Raw genomic sequence first — 15,977 nt, 5'->3', positions numbered from 1 at the left:
ACATATAATGTGATTTTTCACAGAACACAATAATAACCCTTGCTTCGTTGTTTTAGATTAACTTTCATGCGTAAAGTAATAATCAATAAAACGGGCAAAAAGTATTTCAATTATTAAAAACATATGGACCATAGTTTCAAAAACGGTATCAGGCCCCAACTCAAACTTCTCAATATTTGTAAACAAATTAAAATCACTTTTTATCGCAATTCTATTGTGTCCGCTTTTGGTTAAGGAAATAATCTTGACTCCTTTGGCTTTAAACTTATTAAGTTGATTATCAACAAAGGCAGATTCTCCGCTTTTTGATATAATAAAAATGATGTCATTCTTGCCCAGCATATTTGTGCTTTTCAATAACTCTCCTTCACCAGGAAGATCAATGGCAATCATATTAACGGATAGAAACATCCTTCTTAATTCTATGGCAACTTCACGCTGCAAGCTTCCGGTCCCATAGATAAAGATATTATGCGCCTCATAAATAGCCCGAACCATCTCACCAAAATCTATTTCTTTATAACGATTGATGATATTGATGTTGTTATTGATTACCTTCTCGGTAATACTTTCGTAACTTTTTCGGGGTGCAATATTCTCCCACCGTAAATGGGTTTTCAGTTCGCTATAGCCATGCAAACCAAGCTTCTGAGAGAATCTCATCAAGGTTGTCCGAGACACATTAACTCGTTCAGCCACAACGTTAATTGGCAAATTTGCTACTTCCTCACGATTCGCTGAAATATAATTCCAAATATGGTAATCATTTTCACTTAACTCATTGTAGTGCTTTACAACTAAGTCATCTAAAACCATGGTGCCTCCATTCGGGTTGCTCCGATACCAATATCTAACCTATGATTATTCTTAAAGATTCAATGTTACCGAGGAAAGGATTATAGCACTTTGTCTTATCAGTGTCAAGAGAAGGCAACGCTTCTTTCAGCCCCCGATCAAACTTCCGTATTACCAATGAAGAAACTCAGTCCTTTTTTTCCAAAATACTAATATCAAACCAAGAACACTCACCAGTCCTTCTGTCACAACAAACGCCAGCCATACTCCCGTCATTCCTAAAATCCGGCTCAGCATGAGCACCATGGGAACAAGAACCACACAGCCCCGCGCCACCGAAACAATAAACGCATTCAGCCCACGTTCGGCAGCACTTAAATACATGCACACAATAATATTGATTCCCGCAAAGAAAAAACCGGCGAAGTAGATCCTAAGCCCATCCTTTGCAAGAAGTGCAATTGCCGGATTCTGCTCACTGTTGAACACATTGATCATTTGATCCGAACAGAAAAATACCAGGGTATAAATTGCTGACGCCAATACCAGGGAGGTGATCACCGCATATCGGAGCAGTTTTTTTATTGTAATACCCTCCCCTGAGCCATAGGCCTTGCTGATCAGCGGCTGTATTCCCTGTGCAATTCCGGTAAAAACCGAGATTCCTACCAGTGCTATATTGGCTACAATCCCGTAGGAGGCGACCCCTAAGTTTCCCTCCAGCCCCAGAATGACCAGATTAAAGGTAATCAAAACAATCGCCGAGGACACCTCTGTAATAAATGCGGCCAGACCAAGTCCAAGAATATCACGGACAGCCTTCCACTGAACTCTGCTTCGCAACCACCGAAGGCCGCTTTTCCCCTGTATAAAGTGGGCGGATAAAACCACAAGACTGATGACGGGTGCCAGACCGGTGGCAAAAGCTGCACCAAACATCCCCAACCCCAGCGGAAACATAAATATATAGTCCAAAACTATATTGGATAGGCTGCCTGTCAGCATTGCAATCATCGATAACTTAGGATTATTGTCATTTCTCACAAATGCAAGCATGATATTGTTCAGAATAAAAAACGGAGCAAAGTAGAGTATAGTGCTCAAATATTCCTTTGTCAGTGGCAATGTAGCTGCATCCGCTCCCAATAATACAGCCAGAGACCCTGAGCCAAGGACTCCCGTGATTGCAAACAACACTCCCAGCAGAATTCCAAGCTTTAAACTGGTGGTAAATATGGCATTGATCTGTTTTCCCTCATTCTGGGATTTTAAAATGCTGTAGCGGGTAGCACCTCCTATCCCGATCATCAATCCGGTACCGTGAACTAAACTGTAAATCCCAATTGAAAAATTCAGTGCCGCCAGTCCTGCGGCCCCCAGTGCCATTGATACAAAAAAGGTATCTGCCAGTATATAGCAGGAAAGCCCCATCATTCCCAGAATATTAAGGCTCACATATTTGGTGTAGTTTTTTAAGGCAGATTGTTCCATCTTACCTCCTCCTTTCAACATAAAAAAGGTGTTCTTAAAATATTCCTTCCACGACCTAACGGAATATTTCAGAACACCTTAAAATTCTTTACCCGGTGGCAAAGAACAGGTTATTTATTTAAATCCAGAGCTATCATAATACAGGTTTGATTATTTGTCAATCACTCTTCCTTCTTATCCAAAAAGTTTTTTTCAAGCCACTGAAAGCCCATAATAAGAAGTGTGATAACGATAATAACTAAAAATATACTGAACATTCCCTTCCACATAATTCCCAGGGACAAAAGAAATTTATCTAGCATAGCTGGCTCCTTTCTATCCGGCAGCAGAGATACCCCCCGCGGATACTGGTCATAATAAGGTGGTCAAAAGATTTAATACAATTCCGCCTGCCAAGACAGAGGCAATCTGCCCGGAAACATTTGCCCCAATGGCATGCATCAACAAATGATTGGTAGGATCTTCTTTAATGGACATCTTCTGAACGACGCGGGCTGACATAGGGAAAGCTGAAATACCGGCTGCGCCTATCATGGGATTGATCTTGTTTTTACGGAATAGATTAATGAACTTGGCAAACAGCACTCCTCCTATGGTGTCAAATACAAAGGCAACAAGACCAAGGACGAGAATAATAAGAGTCTGCCAGGTTACAAAGGCTTCCGCCCTCATGCTGAAGGAAACGGTGATTCCAAGGAGCAGGGTAATCAGATTGGCAAGAATATTCTGTGCCGCATCCGATAAGCTGTGTAAAACGCCGCATTCTCTTAACAGGTTTCCGAACATCAGAAAGCCCACCAGGGAAACGGACTGGGGTGCAACAAATCCGGCAATCATGGTAACTGCAATGGGGAAAAGGATCCTGATCCTTTTGGATACGGATATCGGATTATAAGGCATACGGATCATACGCTCTTTTTTGGTGGTAACCAGCTTAATGGCAAAGGGCTGGACTAAGGGAACCAGGGCCATGTAGGAATAAGCCGCTACTGCGATTGGTCCGATGTAATTCGATTTAAGGATCTGGGATACCAGGATAGAGGTCGGGCCGTCAGCAGCACCGATGATCCCTATGGAGGCCGCGTCAGAAAGGTTAAAACCAAGCAAAACAGCTACGGAAATCGTTAAAAAGATACCAAACTGGGCTGCTGCACCAAACAGCATCATAATAGGGTTTGATAACAAAGGCCCAAAATCAATCATGGCCCCGATCCCGATAAACAGGAGAAGAGGCAGTGCCTCCGAAGCTTCGATCCCTGATTCAAACAACCACTGGATAATACCGTGAGTATTTCCTATACCGGGAAGCGTCTGATCGATCACGCCGGACATGGGTAAGTTGACCAGTATGGCACCAAATCCCATAGGTAGAAGAAGCGATGGCTCGTACCCTTTTTTGACAGCAAGATAAATCAGCAAAAAACCAACGAGATACATGATTAACTGTGGAACGGTGACAGAGGTAATACCTGAAAGCAAAAAGTTCATATTCAATCTCCCTTCGTACTAGTACTCTTTTGTATCGGCGAAGTCATCCTATACAACCAAAAAGACAAGCACCGGCCCTAAATTAGGACACAGGTCTTGTCTTTTCAAATTAAACCAGAACATTGCTGTTCAGGATGTTGATTTAACTGCATGCTGATAAATTAGAAGGCCATCTTTAGCCGGCGCATGCTGACTACTCCCCCATATCTGATTGTCTTTACCTTATCATAAATAAATCCGTAAGTCAATGTTGACGGTTATTTTTATGATCTCTTAACACCAACTTCCGTTAAGGCAGCAGCTCTTCCAAATCAGGAAGCGGTTTTATGCTCCTTTTTAAAATCCCCTTCATATAAGCAATCGCAATTCCATAATTGGTAAATGGTACCTTCGCATCCGCCGCACACTTTCCCCGATATTCCATTTCCCTTTCATTTAACATACAGCCGCCGCAGTGGATGATCAGCTTATAGGCTGACAAGTCTTCCGGAAATTCCCGTCCGGAGGAAGTCTCAATGAGGAGCTCTTTCCCCGTATGCTGCCGAAGCCAGCGGGGAAGCTTTACGGTTCCAATGTCATCACACTGCCTGTGATGGGTACACCCCTCGGAGATCAGGATTTTATCCCCATCTTCTAAATCCCCGATGGCAGCCACTCCTTTCACGGCCTCCTCTAAAAAGCCCTTATACCTGGCCAGCAGGATGGAAAAGGATGTGAGAAGAATCTCTTCCGGCGTATCCCTACTTACCTGCTCAAAGGCCTGGCTGTCCGTAATGACAAGGGCCGGTCTGGTCCCCAACCGTTCCAGGGTCTCCTTTAACTCCGTATCACGCACTGCCACTGATATGGCACCGGCCTCCAGAATATCCCGGATCACCTGCTGCTGGGGCAGGATGAGGCGGCCCTTTGGTGCTGCCTCATCAATGGGGATCACCAGGACCACCAGGTCGTACGGATTCAGCAAATCTCCTACAATCCTCATTTTTGTATCCCCGGTGTTTACAAGACTCCCGATCCGTTCTTTTAATTCATGGATGAACAGACCTTCTGATGCGCTGACAGAAAGTCCGTCGTCATAGTTTAGTGGCCCGGTTAAATCACATTTATTATAAGCAACCACATAGGGGATCTTCTTTTCCTTAAACAGAAGGATCAATTCTTCATCCGTTTTTGTCTTTCCAACGGCCCCATCCACAACTAAGACCGCACAATCGGCCCGGTTTAATATCTGCTTTGTCTTCCTTACCCGCATCTCTCCCAGAGCGCCTTCATCGTCAAAGCCCGGCGTATCAATAATAACCACCGGTCCCATGGGGAGAAGCTCCATGGATTTATAAACAGGATCTGTGGTAGTACCTTTTACTTCCGATACAACGGACAGTTCCTGCCCTGTTACTGCATTGACAACACTTGATTTTCCTGCATTGCGGCGGCCGAAAAAGCCAATGTGCATCCGCTCAGAGGATGGTGTATCATTAAGTCCCATGTCTGTCACCTCTTCCTACTATTTCTTTACGCAATGGCAAAGAGCCAAAGTCAAGCCAGCCTGACTTTGGCATCTGCACGCTGGATCAGAAACGGAAATCCCTGATTCCATTTTCTATTTTTTGCAAATGGTCTTCACAGATTAGACGTACCTTTTCCTTTGGAATATGGTTTAACTCCGCTGCGATCAATGCCTCACCGACTTTTCTCGTATCTTCGGAAGCGTAATCCATCAAATATTCTTTTAATGTCATTAAGGCATTGGGCTGACAGCAGTTCTGGATCTGACCGCTTTTGCAAAGACTCATAAATCGGTCTCCCGTACGCCCTTCCCGGTAGCACGCTGTGCAGAAGGAAGGAATATAGCCCATATCCATGAGCCAGTGGACCACCTCATCCAGGGAACGCTGATCCGATACGTCAAACTGCTCTGTATCCGTAGGACGGATATCTTCCTGGTAGCCGCCCACGCTGGTTCTGGAACCGCCGCTGATCTGGGATACCCCCAGGCGGATCACCTGTTCTCTTACCTTCTGACTTTCCCTGGTGGAAACGATCATTCCCGTATAAGGAACCGAAATCCGGATTAGTGCACAAAGCTTTGCAAAGATTTCGTCATCAATCCCATTGTCAAAGGCATCGGGATCAATGTCATCGGCTTTTTTGATACGGGGAACGCTAATGGTATGAGGTCCTACACCATGAACTGCCTCCAGATGCTCCGCATGCATCAAAAGTCCTGCAAATTCATACTGGTACAGCTCCAGACCAAAAAGTACGCCAAGGCCTACGTCATCAATTCCGCCCTCCATGGCTCGGTCCATGGCCTCGGTATGGTAGGAATAGTCGTGCTTGGGGCCTGTTGGATGAAGCTTTTCGTAGCTTTCCTTATGATAGGTTTCCTGAAAGAGAATATAGGTTCCAATCTCCGCCTCTTTCAGCTTCCGGTAATTCTCTACCGTGGTTGCAGCAATGTTTATATTGACCCGGCGGATGGCGCCGTTTTTGTGTTTGATTGAATATATGGTTTTGACGCAATCCAGAATGTATTCGATGGGATTATTTACAGGATCCTCACCTGCTTCAATGGCAAGCCGTTTATGTCCCATATCCTGAAGGGCGATGACTTCCTTCTCCACTTCTTCCAGGGAGAGTTTTTTCCTGGCAATGTGCTTGTTTTTTAAGTGGTATGGACAGTAGGTACAGCCATTTACGCAGTAGTTAGAAAGATAAAGAGGGGCAAACATGACGATGCGGCTTCCGTAGAAATCCTTTTTAATCTGCTCTGCCAGATCATAGATTTCCTGAATTTTTTCCGGAATATCGCAGGCAAGGAGGACAGATGCCTCCCGGTGAGTCAGACCTTTTGCCAGCCTAGCCTTTGCAATAATCTGGTCAATCAGTTCTACATTGTCTTTGTTTTTTTTCGCATAATCAAGAGTTTCAAGAATTTCTTCGTGGGAAATGAATTCTTCCGCTTTCAGCGATTTTGGATCATACATAGTAATTCTTCCTTTCTTTAGGGTCAGCATTTGCTTTTCCGTCAGTGGTTTATTAATTTCACAGGCAATTGCCCTTGAAACAGCTGTTTCTTTTCTTATCCTTCTTAAATCTTCACGCCCTGATAGGCCGTCTTGGAGCTGACTCCCTTTAATTTCCCGATCTTACCGGTCATTGCGGATATGATGCTTTGAGGTGCATCCACAGCTATGCTTATGATGCTTACCTGCTTTTTCGGATAGGGGATCCCCATGCGGCCAATGATATACTTGCGGTATTCATGCAGGATCTCATTCAGCAGTTCCACAGATTCTTCCTCTTCCACAACGATGCCGATCACGGCGATTCTCGTCTCCATGCTTCTTCCTCCGTTCTTTTATCCAGGCGATAAATGCTTTATAAAAGCAAAAAAGCCGCACCATAAAGGCGCGGCAAATCAAAGACTCCTCATATGCCGAACCTTCTACTTCAAACAGTGTTTTTCGTGTCAGGATGCTGCTATGTTTGTATCATAACATAGATGAGAAATTTTTTCAATTTTGTTTTATATTATAATGCTTATTTGTTACCATCCTCAATGTTTATAAGCATTTTGTTAAGCGTTGCTTTAAATACATCCAGGTCTTCCGGTGATATGCCGTTAAGTACATCAGATTTAAATTTTTCTGCAACATCCAGCATAGCTGTTTCAATCTCTTTGCCGCTATCGGTTAATGCTAAAAACTTCATTCTTTTGTCATCGTTGCTGCTGATGCGGTTAACCCAGCCATATAGTTCCATTTTATCTAATAACCTGACAACACTAGGCTCTTTTAAAGACATCTTATCGGCTAACTGCTTTTGAGTGATCATATTATTATTTTTAATATAATATAATGCAATCCATTGACTTCTTGTTATATTATAATGATTCAGTCTCTTTTCCAAGGAATCCGCTAAATCTTTTGCCCCTTTACAAGTAACAAAGGCGATGCAATCATCTAAATTAAACATAGTATTCACCATCTGATTTTTTTATTTCATATATTAACATAAAACCATCCAGTGCACAATATTTTTCATAGTCTTTTCCAGATATTATGAAAATTCAAGATGATTTGAGAGGTACTGCTCGATATAACCCCATACCGCCTGTTCGTTAAAGTGGGTATTCTGCAGTCCTTTTTCACAGGTTTTAAAATCATAAAGCTTCAAGCTATCCGTGTTTATTTTCACATTTTGAATCAGGTCATCAGCGATAGAGATAGATACGGACATATTTCCAAATGGATAGTTGCGTTCCAATTGGGCATCAAATTTAGGCGATTGGGCAAACATCCAATTGTCAGATGAAAGAACATTCTCTAACGGCGGCTGAAAATTCTTTTTATTAATGATTTCCATATGGTTGCATTCAAAGGCTTCCATAAAAGCCCGGATCACTGACTGTGCAGTGATTTCACTGTTTATTTCCGATAGATTTATGACTCGGCTCCTTACTGATTCGACTCCTTTGGACTTTAACTTCATCTTGGACGGTGTAAGGGCATGTTCCAACTGTTCAAAGTTTACATTGACCAGTACCGTACCATGATACATGTAATGATCGCCGTCCGTATAATAGGCGTGACCGGAAAATTTTCGGTTTTTGTATAATAAGTCATTTCTGCCGCTAAATTCACAGTCGATCCCAAGCCGTTGCATGGCAGATTGTATGAGCCTGATAAAATGGTCCTGGTTGGCTGATGCCTCCTTTGTAATAAAGGTAAAATTAACATTGCCTTTGTCATGATACACTGCCCCGCCCCCGGAAAACCTGCGGACTGCTTTTATGCCATGTTCCTTTAAGTAAGTCAAATCACATTCTGCGTATAGGTTCTGGTTTCTTCCTATAATCACAGAAGAATCGTTTTGCCATAGAAATAAATGAATATCTTCCTCAGAGGATAAAAATAGCTGATGCTCTGCTGCGATATTAAAATAGGGATCAAATTCTTCGGATATTACTATTTTTTTCATTATTGATGCAAGGCTCCAATTCCAAAATCCAGTGCGGCTTCATGAATCGTTTCACTGGTAGTAGGGTGTGGGAATATGGTTTCAGTGATTTCTTTCTCCGTAAATCCATTGGCAATTGCTAAGGTTAATGAGCTGATTAATGAAGATGCATCAGCACCTATGACTGACCCGCCTATTATTTTTCCTGTTTTTATATTTTTAATCAGTTTTAAAAAGCCTCTCGGCTCATTCATCGTCAAAGCCTTTCCGTTTCCGGCAAAGGAAAATTTACTTACTTCAATGTCAATATCTTTGCTTTTTGCTTCGTCTTCGCCGATCCCGACACTTGCGATTTCCGGTGAAGTAAATATTACATTAGGGACTGCTGAGTAATTCATTTCTTTATGCTTTCCTAATATATTTTCTACGGCAACAATCCCCTGATGGGAAGCTACGTGGGCCAGTTGAATGATATTTGTCACATCGCCAATAGCATAGATGTTGTCTACGTTTGTACGCATGGAATGATCTGCTTGAATCCCTTTCCCATTGCTGTTTAACAAGACACCGCTCTTTTCAATGGACAACCCTTCCAGATTCGGCTCCCTGCCAATAGCTACCAATACTTTTTCACTTACCACTAGGTGTTCCCCACCATTGTTTTCATAGGTAATAACTGCCATACCATCTACGGAACTCTGAATTTTCTTAACCTTTGAACCGGTGTGAATGTGAATGTTATTCTCTTCTGCTATATCCTGTATTTCTTTTGAGATATCGCTGTCTACCATGGTCAGCAAACGATCCATAAATTCAATCACATGGACATCAACGCCGAAGTTTTTATAGATAAATGCAAATTCCATTCCGATTACACCACCGCCAATAATGGTTATGGATTTTGGAAGGTCTTGATCAGACAGCGCTTTTGTGCTGTTTAACACAAACGGAAGATCTATGCCTGGAATGGCTATATTAGAGATTTTAGAGCCTGTTGCAACGATAATATTTTTTGCCTTTATGATATAATTTTCTTCGCCTTTTATTGTTACCGTATTTTTATCCATAAATGATGCCTGGCCGGAAATTACATTGATTTCATTCTTTTTCATAAGAAAATCAATTCCGGAAACGAGTCTGTCCTTGATCTTATCTTTACGGTCGATTACTTGTTTCATATTTACCGTAACCGGACTGTCTGTTTCAATCCCAAAGACTGACGCATTCATTACATTGTGGCAAACTTCCGCTGATTTAACAAGTGCCTTTGTAGGAATGCACCCCACATTAAGGCAGGTACCGCCTAATGCTGATTGCTCAACGAGAGTGACTTTCAGGCCGCTTTTTGCGGCATAAATAGCGGCTACATATCCGCCGGGGCCAGCTCCTATGATAAGTAAATCGGCAGTGGTTTCCTTAGCGGTTCCCTGTGAGGCACAATCGCAATCTGATATTCCAGCCTCTTTGACTACAGAATCCTCGGAGATTTCAAACATATCAGCATTCGAGGCAATCTCCATGCCCTCTTCACATAATAATTTACAAACTGTTCCATCTGATGTAGCTTTAATCTGGCGGTTTCCCTTCGCTGTTTCTACTTGCACAAGGATATCGCCGGCAGTGACCTTATCTCCTGTTTTTACATTTATTTTACCTACCTTGCCCATCTTCCCCCCAGGAATTATTGACATTTTAATAAGCATAAATTTTCTCCTTTTCTATAGAAAAAGAGCCAATTTTATAATATAGGCTCTTTTTGCTTTTTATACTATTAATCAATTGCAACACCGGATAAAACTAGTTTTACACCGTTCGTTAAACAATCACCAACCGGGCAGGTATTCTCGATAAACTTTGCAAACGCTTCAATTTTTTCTTTTGGTTCGTTTGTTTTAAAATGCATTACAAAACGAATTTCCTGAAAACCGTTTCTTACATCTGCCAGTCCCATAAATCCGTCCGGATCAAGGTCACCTTCCAATTCAACATGGAATTCTTCAAAAGTAATATCATGAGCAGCTGCAAATGCTTTCGCTACGATGGACTGGCATGCGCCCAGAGCACATAACAGGGCCTCCACAGGGTTCATAGCTGTATCCGTACCACCTAAATCTTCCGGCTCGTCAAGAAGGATTTTAAAACCTCTTGAATTTGTTTCTACCTGTAACCCCTCAGGCAGTGTTTTCGCTGTTGCTTTAAATGTAGTCAACATAATACCATCTCCTTTTTTAGTGTTTATTTTTCTTGTTAATAATATAACACATACCAAAAGAAAAATCAATAGTTAGCTAAGCATATATTTTAATCTTTTTTTACTTCTATGCTTTTTTCGCCGTAATAGGTCGGATTAAGACTGATAAATAAAAAAAGTTCCTTTCCGATAAATATCAGAAAAGAACTTTATAATATGACAATGGTACATGGTCAGCCAGGCTGTCTTTGTGGGATCCGGATTCACTCCAAGCCGGAGAGAAAATAGGCATTGCTGTTAGCAAAAAGCCCCTTTTCATCCTTGCATTCCACCCGGATATAGGTTTCGTTCCCTTTAAGGAGGAACCTTGCTTCTGTAAGGGGTTCTCCCTTCACAGTCGCTCTGTGGCAGAATCTTCCACTGTCCGTAATCCCGCAGATGGCTTTAACCGGCCCGGTCTTTACTACCAGCTCCCTGCCCTCTATATATAATTCCTTTATCTCAGGCCCCATGGAGTTGTAGAAATGGCCGTTTACCAGCCCGTTTATAACTGCGTCATAGCTTAGACTTTCCGCTTTTATCATGGTAAAGCCTCCGAAAGAATCACACAGGGGATGACCAAATGGATGACTGTTGTGATTATCGTCCGTTGCCAGGCACCACAACCGCTTGCCCAAGCGAAGCATTTCATCATAAGACTGGGGATTATAACCGTACAGTCCGTCAAGCTCGCATCCGTGATTGTAGATTTCCATGGCAAAAAGCCCATTTAAGCCTTTGTAATCGTTGTAGTTTTGCAAGGACCAGTATGGATGGTTATAGCAGGAAAGAAATCCCAGTTCCTTCATCTCCTCTAAATACCTGTTAATATAATCAAAGTCTCCGTACCTGCGTTCCGGACAGATCCCCTGCTCTTTTCTGGCCCGTTCATAACCGGGGGCGGTATCATACAAATTAATGTGGTATGTCTTATCCTCCGGGCGCAGCCTGTCTGAACTTACCTCGTTGATATCCACCTCTACCGCAGCAAGTGCCAGGAATTCCTCATCGTTTAACTCTTCATGGTTCCGGTAGATCCTGTGATCCGTAAACGCCATAATTTGATACCCGTGCTTCTTATAGTGTTCCTTAGCCTCTTCCGGCGTCATTCTTCCATCTGATACGACTGTATGGCTGTGAAGGTTCGCTTTATAAAACCTTCCGGCCTCTGGTAATAAATAAGTTCTGTTATTCAACCTGTTTTCCTCCCATCCCTTATATACCGTTATGCAAAAAACGCTTCCACCGGGGTTTACCGGCCGTGCATGCCAATGCTCCCAAAAGGGCAATGATAATCCAGATCATAATGGTGGTATCCCAGCCCGCCCTTTCAGACAACACTCCGATTCCATAGGCGGAGATTGCTCCTCCCGCATATGCGGAGGAATTTAAAATCCCGGAAGCTGTGGATGATTTTCCGTAAGGAGCGAAATAGATGGGCACCATGCTGACCAGCATGGTATTCACCGCCATCATCGCCGTGGTTGCCAGGCCAAATAAGATCAGCACGGTTATCACGGATCCTCCATGATAGAGCCGTAACAGAATCAGCGCACCCGCGCACAGGACAAAAAAGGAAGCGGATGTGGCTGTCTCACTTTTAAAAATCTTCCTGTTAGCAATAGATGCCAGATAAACACCGCTTAAGTTAAAAATCGGTATAACCGTGGTGCTGATAATGGAAATTACGGATTCCATATGATATTCTTCCCGGATATAGGTAGGAATCCAGGTGGTCACTCCATCCTTTAAAACTCCCTGAAACATCAGTCCAAAGCAAAAGAAAATCATTCCGGAAACCAGAACTAATTCCCACATGGATGCGTCTGCCTGTTTTTTATCCTGTGAAACAAGAACCTGGTCTTCTATAACTCCATTTTCTTCCAAATCCTTTCTTATCTTGCGGCTGCCTAAGAACCAAATCAGGCTGATGGCTGCCAGACACAGGGAAGAGAAGAAAAATACTGTTCTCCAATGGAATTTCCATACAATAAGTGCCGTCAGTCCGTATGCTGCAAACGTTCCGATGGGGACGCTGCTATTAATGTTGACGCAGAATTTTTTCTGGCTGCTTGTGGGAATCCAGTCGGAAAACAGTTTAATGATCGGTGACCAGATCAGTGACTGAAACAGACCATTGACACACCATACCACCGCCATCTGCCAGACGGATCCTGACAGACCCATTACCCCATTGCAGATTCCTGAACCCAGAACCCCTGCAAAGATCATCTTATAAGGTTTTTTCTTATCTCCCAATATTCCGCTGAAAAGCTGTCCAACGCCATAAGAAAAAAAGAATGCAGTTCCAATAAAACCTGCCGCTCCCTTTTCATAGCCTTCTGCCCTGATGATTTCCGTTAAGCAGGCCGAGTAATTCAACCTCCCAAGATATGTAGAAAAATAAGCTGCCCAGCATAACCAGAACAGCATGGACTGCATTTTTTTTGACCCGATCTTTTTCTGTTGTATCATTGTGTCCAAACTTATGTCTCCTGCTCTGTAATAGATTTTAAAGGCAGATCCTTCAGAAAATATGCATTCGTGTTAGCATACAGTCCGTTTTCACTGCGGCAGACTACACGGATGTAGCCTTCCCTCCCCGTTAAAGGAAACCTTGCCTCCTCCAATAATTCCCCTTGCGGCGCAATTTTCATGCGGCAGTTTTTGCCTTCCATTTTCATATAAATCTTCTCTACAGGGCTGGTCTTTACAACCAGGTCCTTGCCTTCGATATAGAGGGAATGAATATCAGGACCCATGGAGCTGTAGAAATCACCTTTTTTTAGGGCCTGCATCACTGCTGGATAAGTAAGCTCCCTTGCCTTGATCTTTATAAAACCCCCAAAAGAATCACTGAACGGATCTTCCATAGGATAGTCATTCTTATTGCCATCTGACGCCAGGCAGTAAATTTCCTTATGGCAGCGCAGCATCTCATCGTAGGCCTGGGGATTATAACCGTTCAACCCTTCAAGGTCGCTGCGGTAATGATAAATTTCCATGGCAAACAGTCCTAAAAGTCCTGTATAATCGTTATAATTCTGCATGGACCGGTATGGATGGCAGGCAGTTGCCAGAAAGCCCAGCTGTTTCATCTTCTTTATGTAAGCATTGATGCCAGAAGTGCCATCATTTAAGGCCTCCGGACTGCAAACTTCTGCCTTCTCTTCCTTCCTCTCATCCGGACTGCCGTCATAGAAATTAAAATGAAACGTTCCTTCTTCCTTTCTATGGGTTCCAAAGCCTGCCAGTGCCAGAAAATCCTTTGAATTTAGTTCCGGATGAGGGCAATATTTCCCGTGATCCGTATAGGCTACGATCTGGTATCCCTTTTTCTGATACTCCTCTTTCACCTGCTCGGGTGTCAGCTTTCCATCGGAAACCGTTGTATGGCAGTGCATATTCGCTTTATAAAAATTCCCCTCCTTGGGGAGAAGATAAATCCGTTCTTCCATAACACTTCCCTTTCCTGCCATTCTTCCTATATTTGAAAGAAAGCACTGCCAAAAAATTTGGCAGCACTTTCTTATGATTACTCTGCTTCTTTTATCGCTTCGTTCGCTCTTTCCTGAATGGATTTCATGGTATCTTCCAGTGACTTTTGTCCCTGTCCGTATAACTGGCCCTCTTCGGTGTAGATCTGTCCGATGGTTGTATCAGCCGTACCCATGATCTTTTCATTTAAATACAATCTGCTGTTGTCAAACCAACCTGCCATAAAATCTTCTACTGTTAAGCTGTCATCTTTAAATTTAGGAAGCAGGCTGCTTTCAATATAGGTTTTTGCTTCGTCCTCTGTTAAGATCTTAGCTGGAACACGTCCATAACCTAAGGTATATTTGTTTTCGCAAATTGTTTTGATTGCTTCAAATGCTGCAGCTTTGTTCTTAGAGGTCTTAGGAATCGCATAGCAGTTTGTAATTGTCAGAGAAGATGGTTCGGAGCCTTCCGGATAAGGCATCGGAAGAATTCCAAGTTCCCAGTCTCTCGGATATTTTTCTTTATCAGATAATGCACTTGCTACCCAGCCGCCGTATACGTACATACCGATGTTTCCGTTTACCATAAAGGAGTTATATGGATATGTACCGGAAGCCAGATCCAGGCAGTTTGGCTGAATCTTTAATTCGTTGCCAAGGCTATAGAACCACTTCATTGCATCTGCATAAGCCGGATCATCGAAGTTGGCAGTTCCATCTGCCTTATAAGGGGATACGCCCTTCTGGTTCGCCTGTAAATAGTTGCATGCAACGTCATCGCTCATAAAGGAGCCCCAGACATTTTTATCAGGATTGTTAAGCTTTTGAGCTGTCTCTACATATTTTTCCCATGTCCAGCCTTCTGCGGTAGGATAAGGAACGTTTGCTTCATCAAAAATTTTCTTGTTATAATAAGTAAGCCAGATATCTTTTTCTGCTGGAATTGCATAGGTCTGATCATCAAATTTTACCGTTTGACCGCCATATACCGTGTCCATATCATAATTATCTGTTTTTGCAAACTCATCCATTGGCTCTAAAACAGCAGCTTTGTAGAATTCCTCTAATTGAAGCGGAGTTCTGTTTACAATGTCAATTCCTTCACCAGCCATTAAGCTGACAAGTACTTTGTCCATTTCTCCTGCTTTTGATGTAGGGGTAATGAAAAACTCTACATTAATACCTGTTTTTTCTTTAATTAAGTCTACCATTTCTTTTGTTTCAGCGCCAGTTGCAGCATTATCTGTCAGTGCCCATTTTACTGTAACACCATCGAATGGCTTGTCGCTGTCTGTTTTCTGAGTGGTATCTGCTGCGGTATTACTGTCGGCACTAGCCTTCGTATTATCGGACTTTCCACATCCGGCAGCACTTAAAACCATCGTTGCAGCCAGGCTGAAAGCAACGCCACGTCTTAATGAACTTCTTAATTTCATATCTGTTACCCTCCTTTTGTTTATAACCCTATTATAGCTAACATTTTATCTGGTTTATATAGGTTGTATTTTAACTTTATATGTTATTTTTAT

Annotated in this window: 15 protein-coding genes; all 15 read right to left on the bottom strand. The window is 42.7% G+C overall.

All coding sequences use genetic code 11. The annotated features are described in order from the left end of the window. Window positions 1-57 precede the first annotated feature (57 nt). Window positions 58-816, bottom strand: coding sequence for a MurR/RpiR family transcriptional regulator (locus ACHZES_RS00415; protein ID WP_038280724.1), 759 nt, complete (start codon window positions 814-816; stop codon window positions 58-60). Window positions 817-966: 150 nt separating this feature from the next. Further along, window positions 967-2,286, bottom strand: coding sequence for an MATE family efflux transporter (locus ACHZES_RS00410; protein ID WP_395547345.1), 1,320 nt, complete (start codon window positions 2,284-2,286; stop codon window positions 967-969). A 161-nt stretch (window positions 2,287-2,447) separates the two neighbouring features. Beyond that, on the bottom strand, window positions 2,448-2,588 hold the full coding sequence (locus tag ACHZES_RS00405; RefSeq protein ID WP_154520884.1) for a hypothetical protein: 141 nt from the start codon (window positions 2,586-2,588) through the stop codon (window positions 2,448-2,450). Between the two features lie 49 nt (window positions 2,589-2,637). Further along, window positions 2,638-3,774: a sodium ion-translocating decarboxylase subunit beta gene (locus ACHZES_RS00400; RefSeq protein ID WP_038280719.1), complete on the bottom strand. Its 1,137-nt coding sequence runs from the start codon at window positions 3,772-3,774 to the stop codon at window positions 2,638-2,640. 289 nt (window positions 3,775-4,063) lie between these two features. Continuing rightward, window positions 4,064-5,260 carry a [FeFe] hydrogenase H-cluster maturation GTPase HydF gene (hydF, locus tag ACHZES_RS00395; RefSeq protein WP_395547346.1) on the bottom strand — a complete coding sequence of 399 codons (1,197 nt, stop codon included), beginning with the start codon at window positions 5,258-5,260 and terminating at the stop codon, window positions 4,064-4,066. A gap of 85 nt (window positions 5,261-5,345) precedes the next feature. Then, window positions 5,346-6,761 (bottom strand): [FeFe] hydrogenase H-cluster radical SAM maturase HydG, encoded by a 1,416-nt coding sequence (gene hydG, locus ACHZES_RS00390; RefSeq protein WP_038280714.1) that lies wholly within the window; start codon window positions 6,759-6,761, stop codon window positions 5,346-5,348. A 104-nt stretch (window positions 6,762-6,865) separates the two neighbouring features. Then, window positions 6,866-7,117: a TM1266 family iron-only hydrogenase system putative regulator gene (locus ACHZES_RS00385; protein WP_038280711.1), complete on the bottom strand. Its 252-nt coding sequence runs from the start codon at window positions 7,115-7,117 to the stop codon at window positions 6,866-6,868. Window positions 7,118-7,317: 200 nt separating this feature from the next. Beyond that, window positions 7,318-7,752 carry a MarR family winged helix-turn-helix transcriptional regulator gene (locus ACHZES_RS00380; protein WP_038280709.1) on the bottom strand — a complete coding sequence of 145 codons (435 nt, stop codon included), beginning with the start codon at window positions 7,750-7,752 and terminating at the stop codon, window positions 7,318-7,320. A gap of 84 nt (window positions 7,753-7,836) precedes the next feature. After that, window positions 7,837-8,757, bottom strand: coding sequence for a lipoate--protein ligase (locus tag ACHZES_RS00375; protein WP_154520886.1), 921 nt, complete (start codon window positions 8,755-8,757; stop codon window positions 7,837-7,839). Continuing rightward, window positions 8,757-10,439 carry a dihydrolipoyl dehydrogenase gene (gene lpdA, locus ACHZES_RS00370; RefSeq protein ID WP_395547347.1) on the bottom strand — a complete coding sequence of 561 codons (1,683 nt, stop codon included), beginning with the start codon at window positions 10,437-10,439 and terminating at the stop codon, window positions 8,757-8,759. The genes ACHZES_RS00375 and lpdA overlap by 1 nt, the downstream gene beginning before the upstream one ends. 68 nt (window positions 10,440-10,507) lie before the next feature. Further along, a complete protein-coding gene (locus tag ACHZES_RS00365; protein ID WP_038280701.1) occupies window positions 10,508-10,948 on the bottom strand; it encodes an OsmC family protein in 441 nt (146 codons plus the stop codon). A 242-nt stretch (window positions 10,949-11,190) separates the two neighbouring features. Further along, the gene (locus ACHZES_RS00360) at window positions 11,191-12,162 is read right to left on the bottom strand and encodes a PHP domain-containing protein (RefSeq protein ID WP_395547348.1); all 972 of its coding nucleotides are present in this window, start codon (window positions 12,160-12,162) and stop codon (window positions 11,191-11,193) included. A 19-nt stretch (window positions 12,163-12,181) separates the two neighbouring features. Continuing rightward, window positions 12,182-13,441, bottom strand: coding sequence for an MFS transporter (locus ACHZES_RS00355; protein ID WP_395547690.1), 1,260 nt, complete (start codon window positions 13,439-13,441; stop codon window positions 12,182-12,184). 11 nt (window positions 13,442-13,452) lie between these two features. Continuing rightward, entirely contained in the window at window positions 13,453-14,424 is a 972-nt protein-coding gene (locus tag ACHZES_RS00350; protein ID WP_404820302.1) for a PHP domain-containing protein, read from the bottom strand. Between the two features lie 77 nt (window positions 14,425-14,501). Next, a complete protein-coding gene (locus ACHZES_RS00345; RefSeq protein WP_038280694.1) occupies window positions 14,502-15,884 on the bottom strand; it encodes an ABC transporter substrate-binding protein in 1,383 nt (460 codons plus the stop codon). Window positions 15,885-15,977: the final 93 nt, after the last annotated feature.

Source organism: Lacrimispora sanguinis (assembly GCF_044987295.1).
GTDB classification, from domain to species: Bacteria; Bacillota; Clostridia; order Lachnospirales; family Lachnospiraceae; genus Lacrimispora; species Lacrimispora celerecrescens_B.
Note: the sequence above shows the minus strand (reverse complement) of the source record. Positions and strands in the feature narration are given on the sequence as shown.

Bases quoted from the DNA above. Each gene is read 5' to 3' on its own strand.
- ACHZES_RS00415 (WP_038280724.1), bottom strand. From the start codon at position 816: ATGGTTTTAGATGACTTAGTTGTAAAGCACTACAATGAGTTAAGTGAA.
- ACHZES_RS00410 (WP_395547345.1), bottom strand. From the start codon at position 2,286: ATGGAACAATCTGCCTTAAAAAACTACACCAAATATGTGAGCCTTAAT.
- ACHZES_RS00405 (WP_154520884.1), bottom strand. From the start codon at position 2,588: ATGCTAGATAAATTTCTTTTGTCCCTGGGAATTATGTGGAAGGGAATG.
- ACHZES_RS00400 (WP_038280719.1), bottom strand. From the start codon at position 3,774: ATGAACTTTTTGCTTTCAGGTATTACCTCTGTCACCGTTCCACAGTTA.
- hydF (WP_395547346.1), bottom strand. From the start codon at position 5,260: ATGGGACTTAATGATACACCATCCTCTGAGCGGATGCACATTGGCTTT.
- hydG (WP_038280714.1), bottom strand. From the start codon at position 6,761: ATGTATGATCCAAAATCGCTGAAAGCGGAAGAATTCATTTCCCACGAA.
- ACHZES_RS00385 (WP_038280711.1), bottom strand. From the start codon at position 7,117: ATGGAGACGAGAATCGCCGTGATCGGCATCGTTGTGGAAGAGGAAGAA.
- ACHZES_RS00380 (WP_038280709.1), bottom strand. From the start codon at position 7,752: ATGTTTAATTTAGATGATTGCATCGCCTTTGTTACTTGTAAAGGGGCA.
- ACHZES_RS00375 (WP_154520886.1), bottom strand. From the start codon at position 8,757: ATGAAAAAAATAGTAATATCCGAAGAATTTGATCCCTATTTTAATATC.
- lpdA (WP_395547347.1), bottom strand. From the start codon at position 10,439: ATGCTTATTAAAATGTCAATAATTCCTGGGGGGAAGATGGGCAAGGTA.
- ACHZES_RS00365 (WP_038280701.1), bottom strand. From the start codon at position 10,948: ATGTTGACTACATTTAAAGCAACAGCGAAAACACTGCCTGAGGGGTTA.
- ACHZES_RS00355 (WP_395547690.1), bottom strand. From the start codon at position 13,441: ATGATACAACAGAAAAAGATCGGGTCAAAAAAAATGCAGTCCATGCTG.
- ACHZES_RS00350 (WP_404820302.1), bottom strand. From the start codon at position 14,424: ATGGAAGAACGGATTTATCTTCTCCCCAAGGAGGGGAATTTTTATAAA.
- ACHZES_RS00345 (WP_038280694.1), bottom strand. From the start codon at position 15,884: ATGAAATTAAGAAGTTCATTAAGACGTGGCGTTGCTTTCAGCCTGGCT.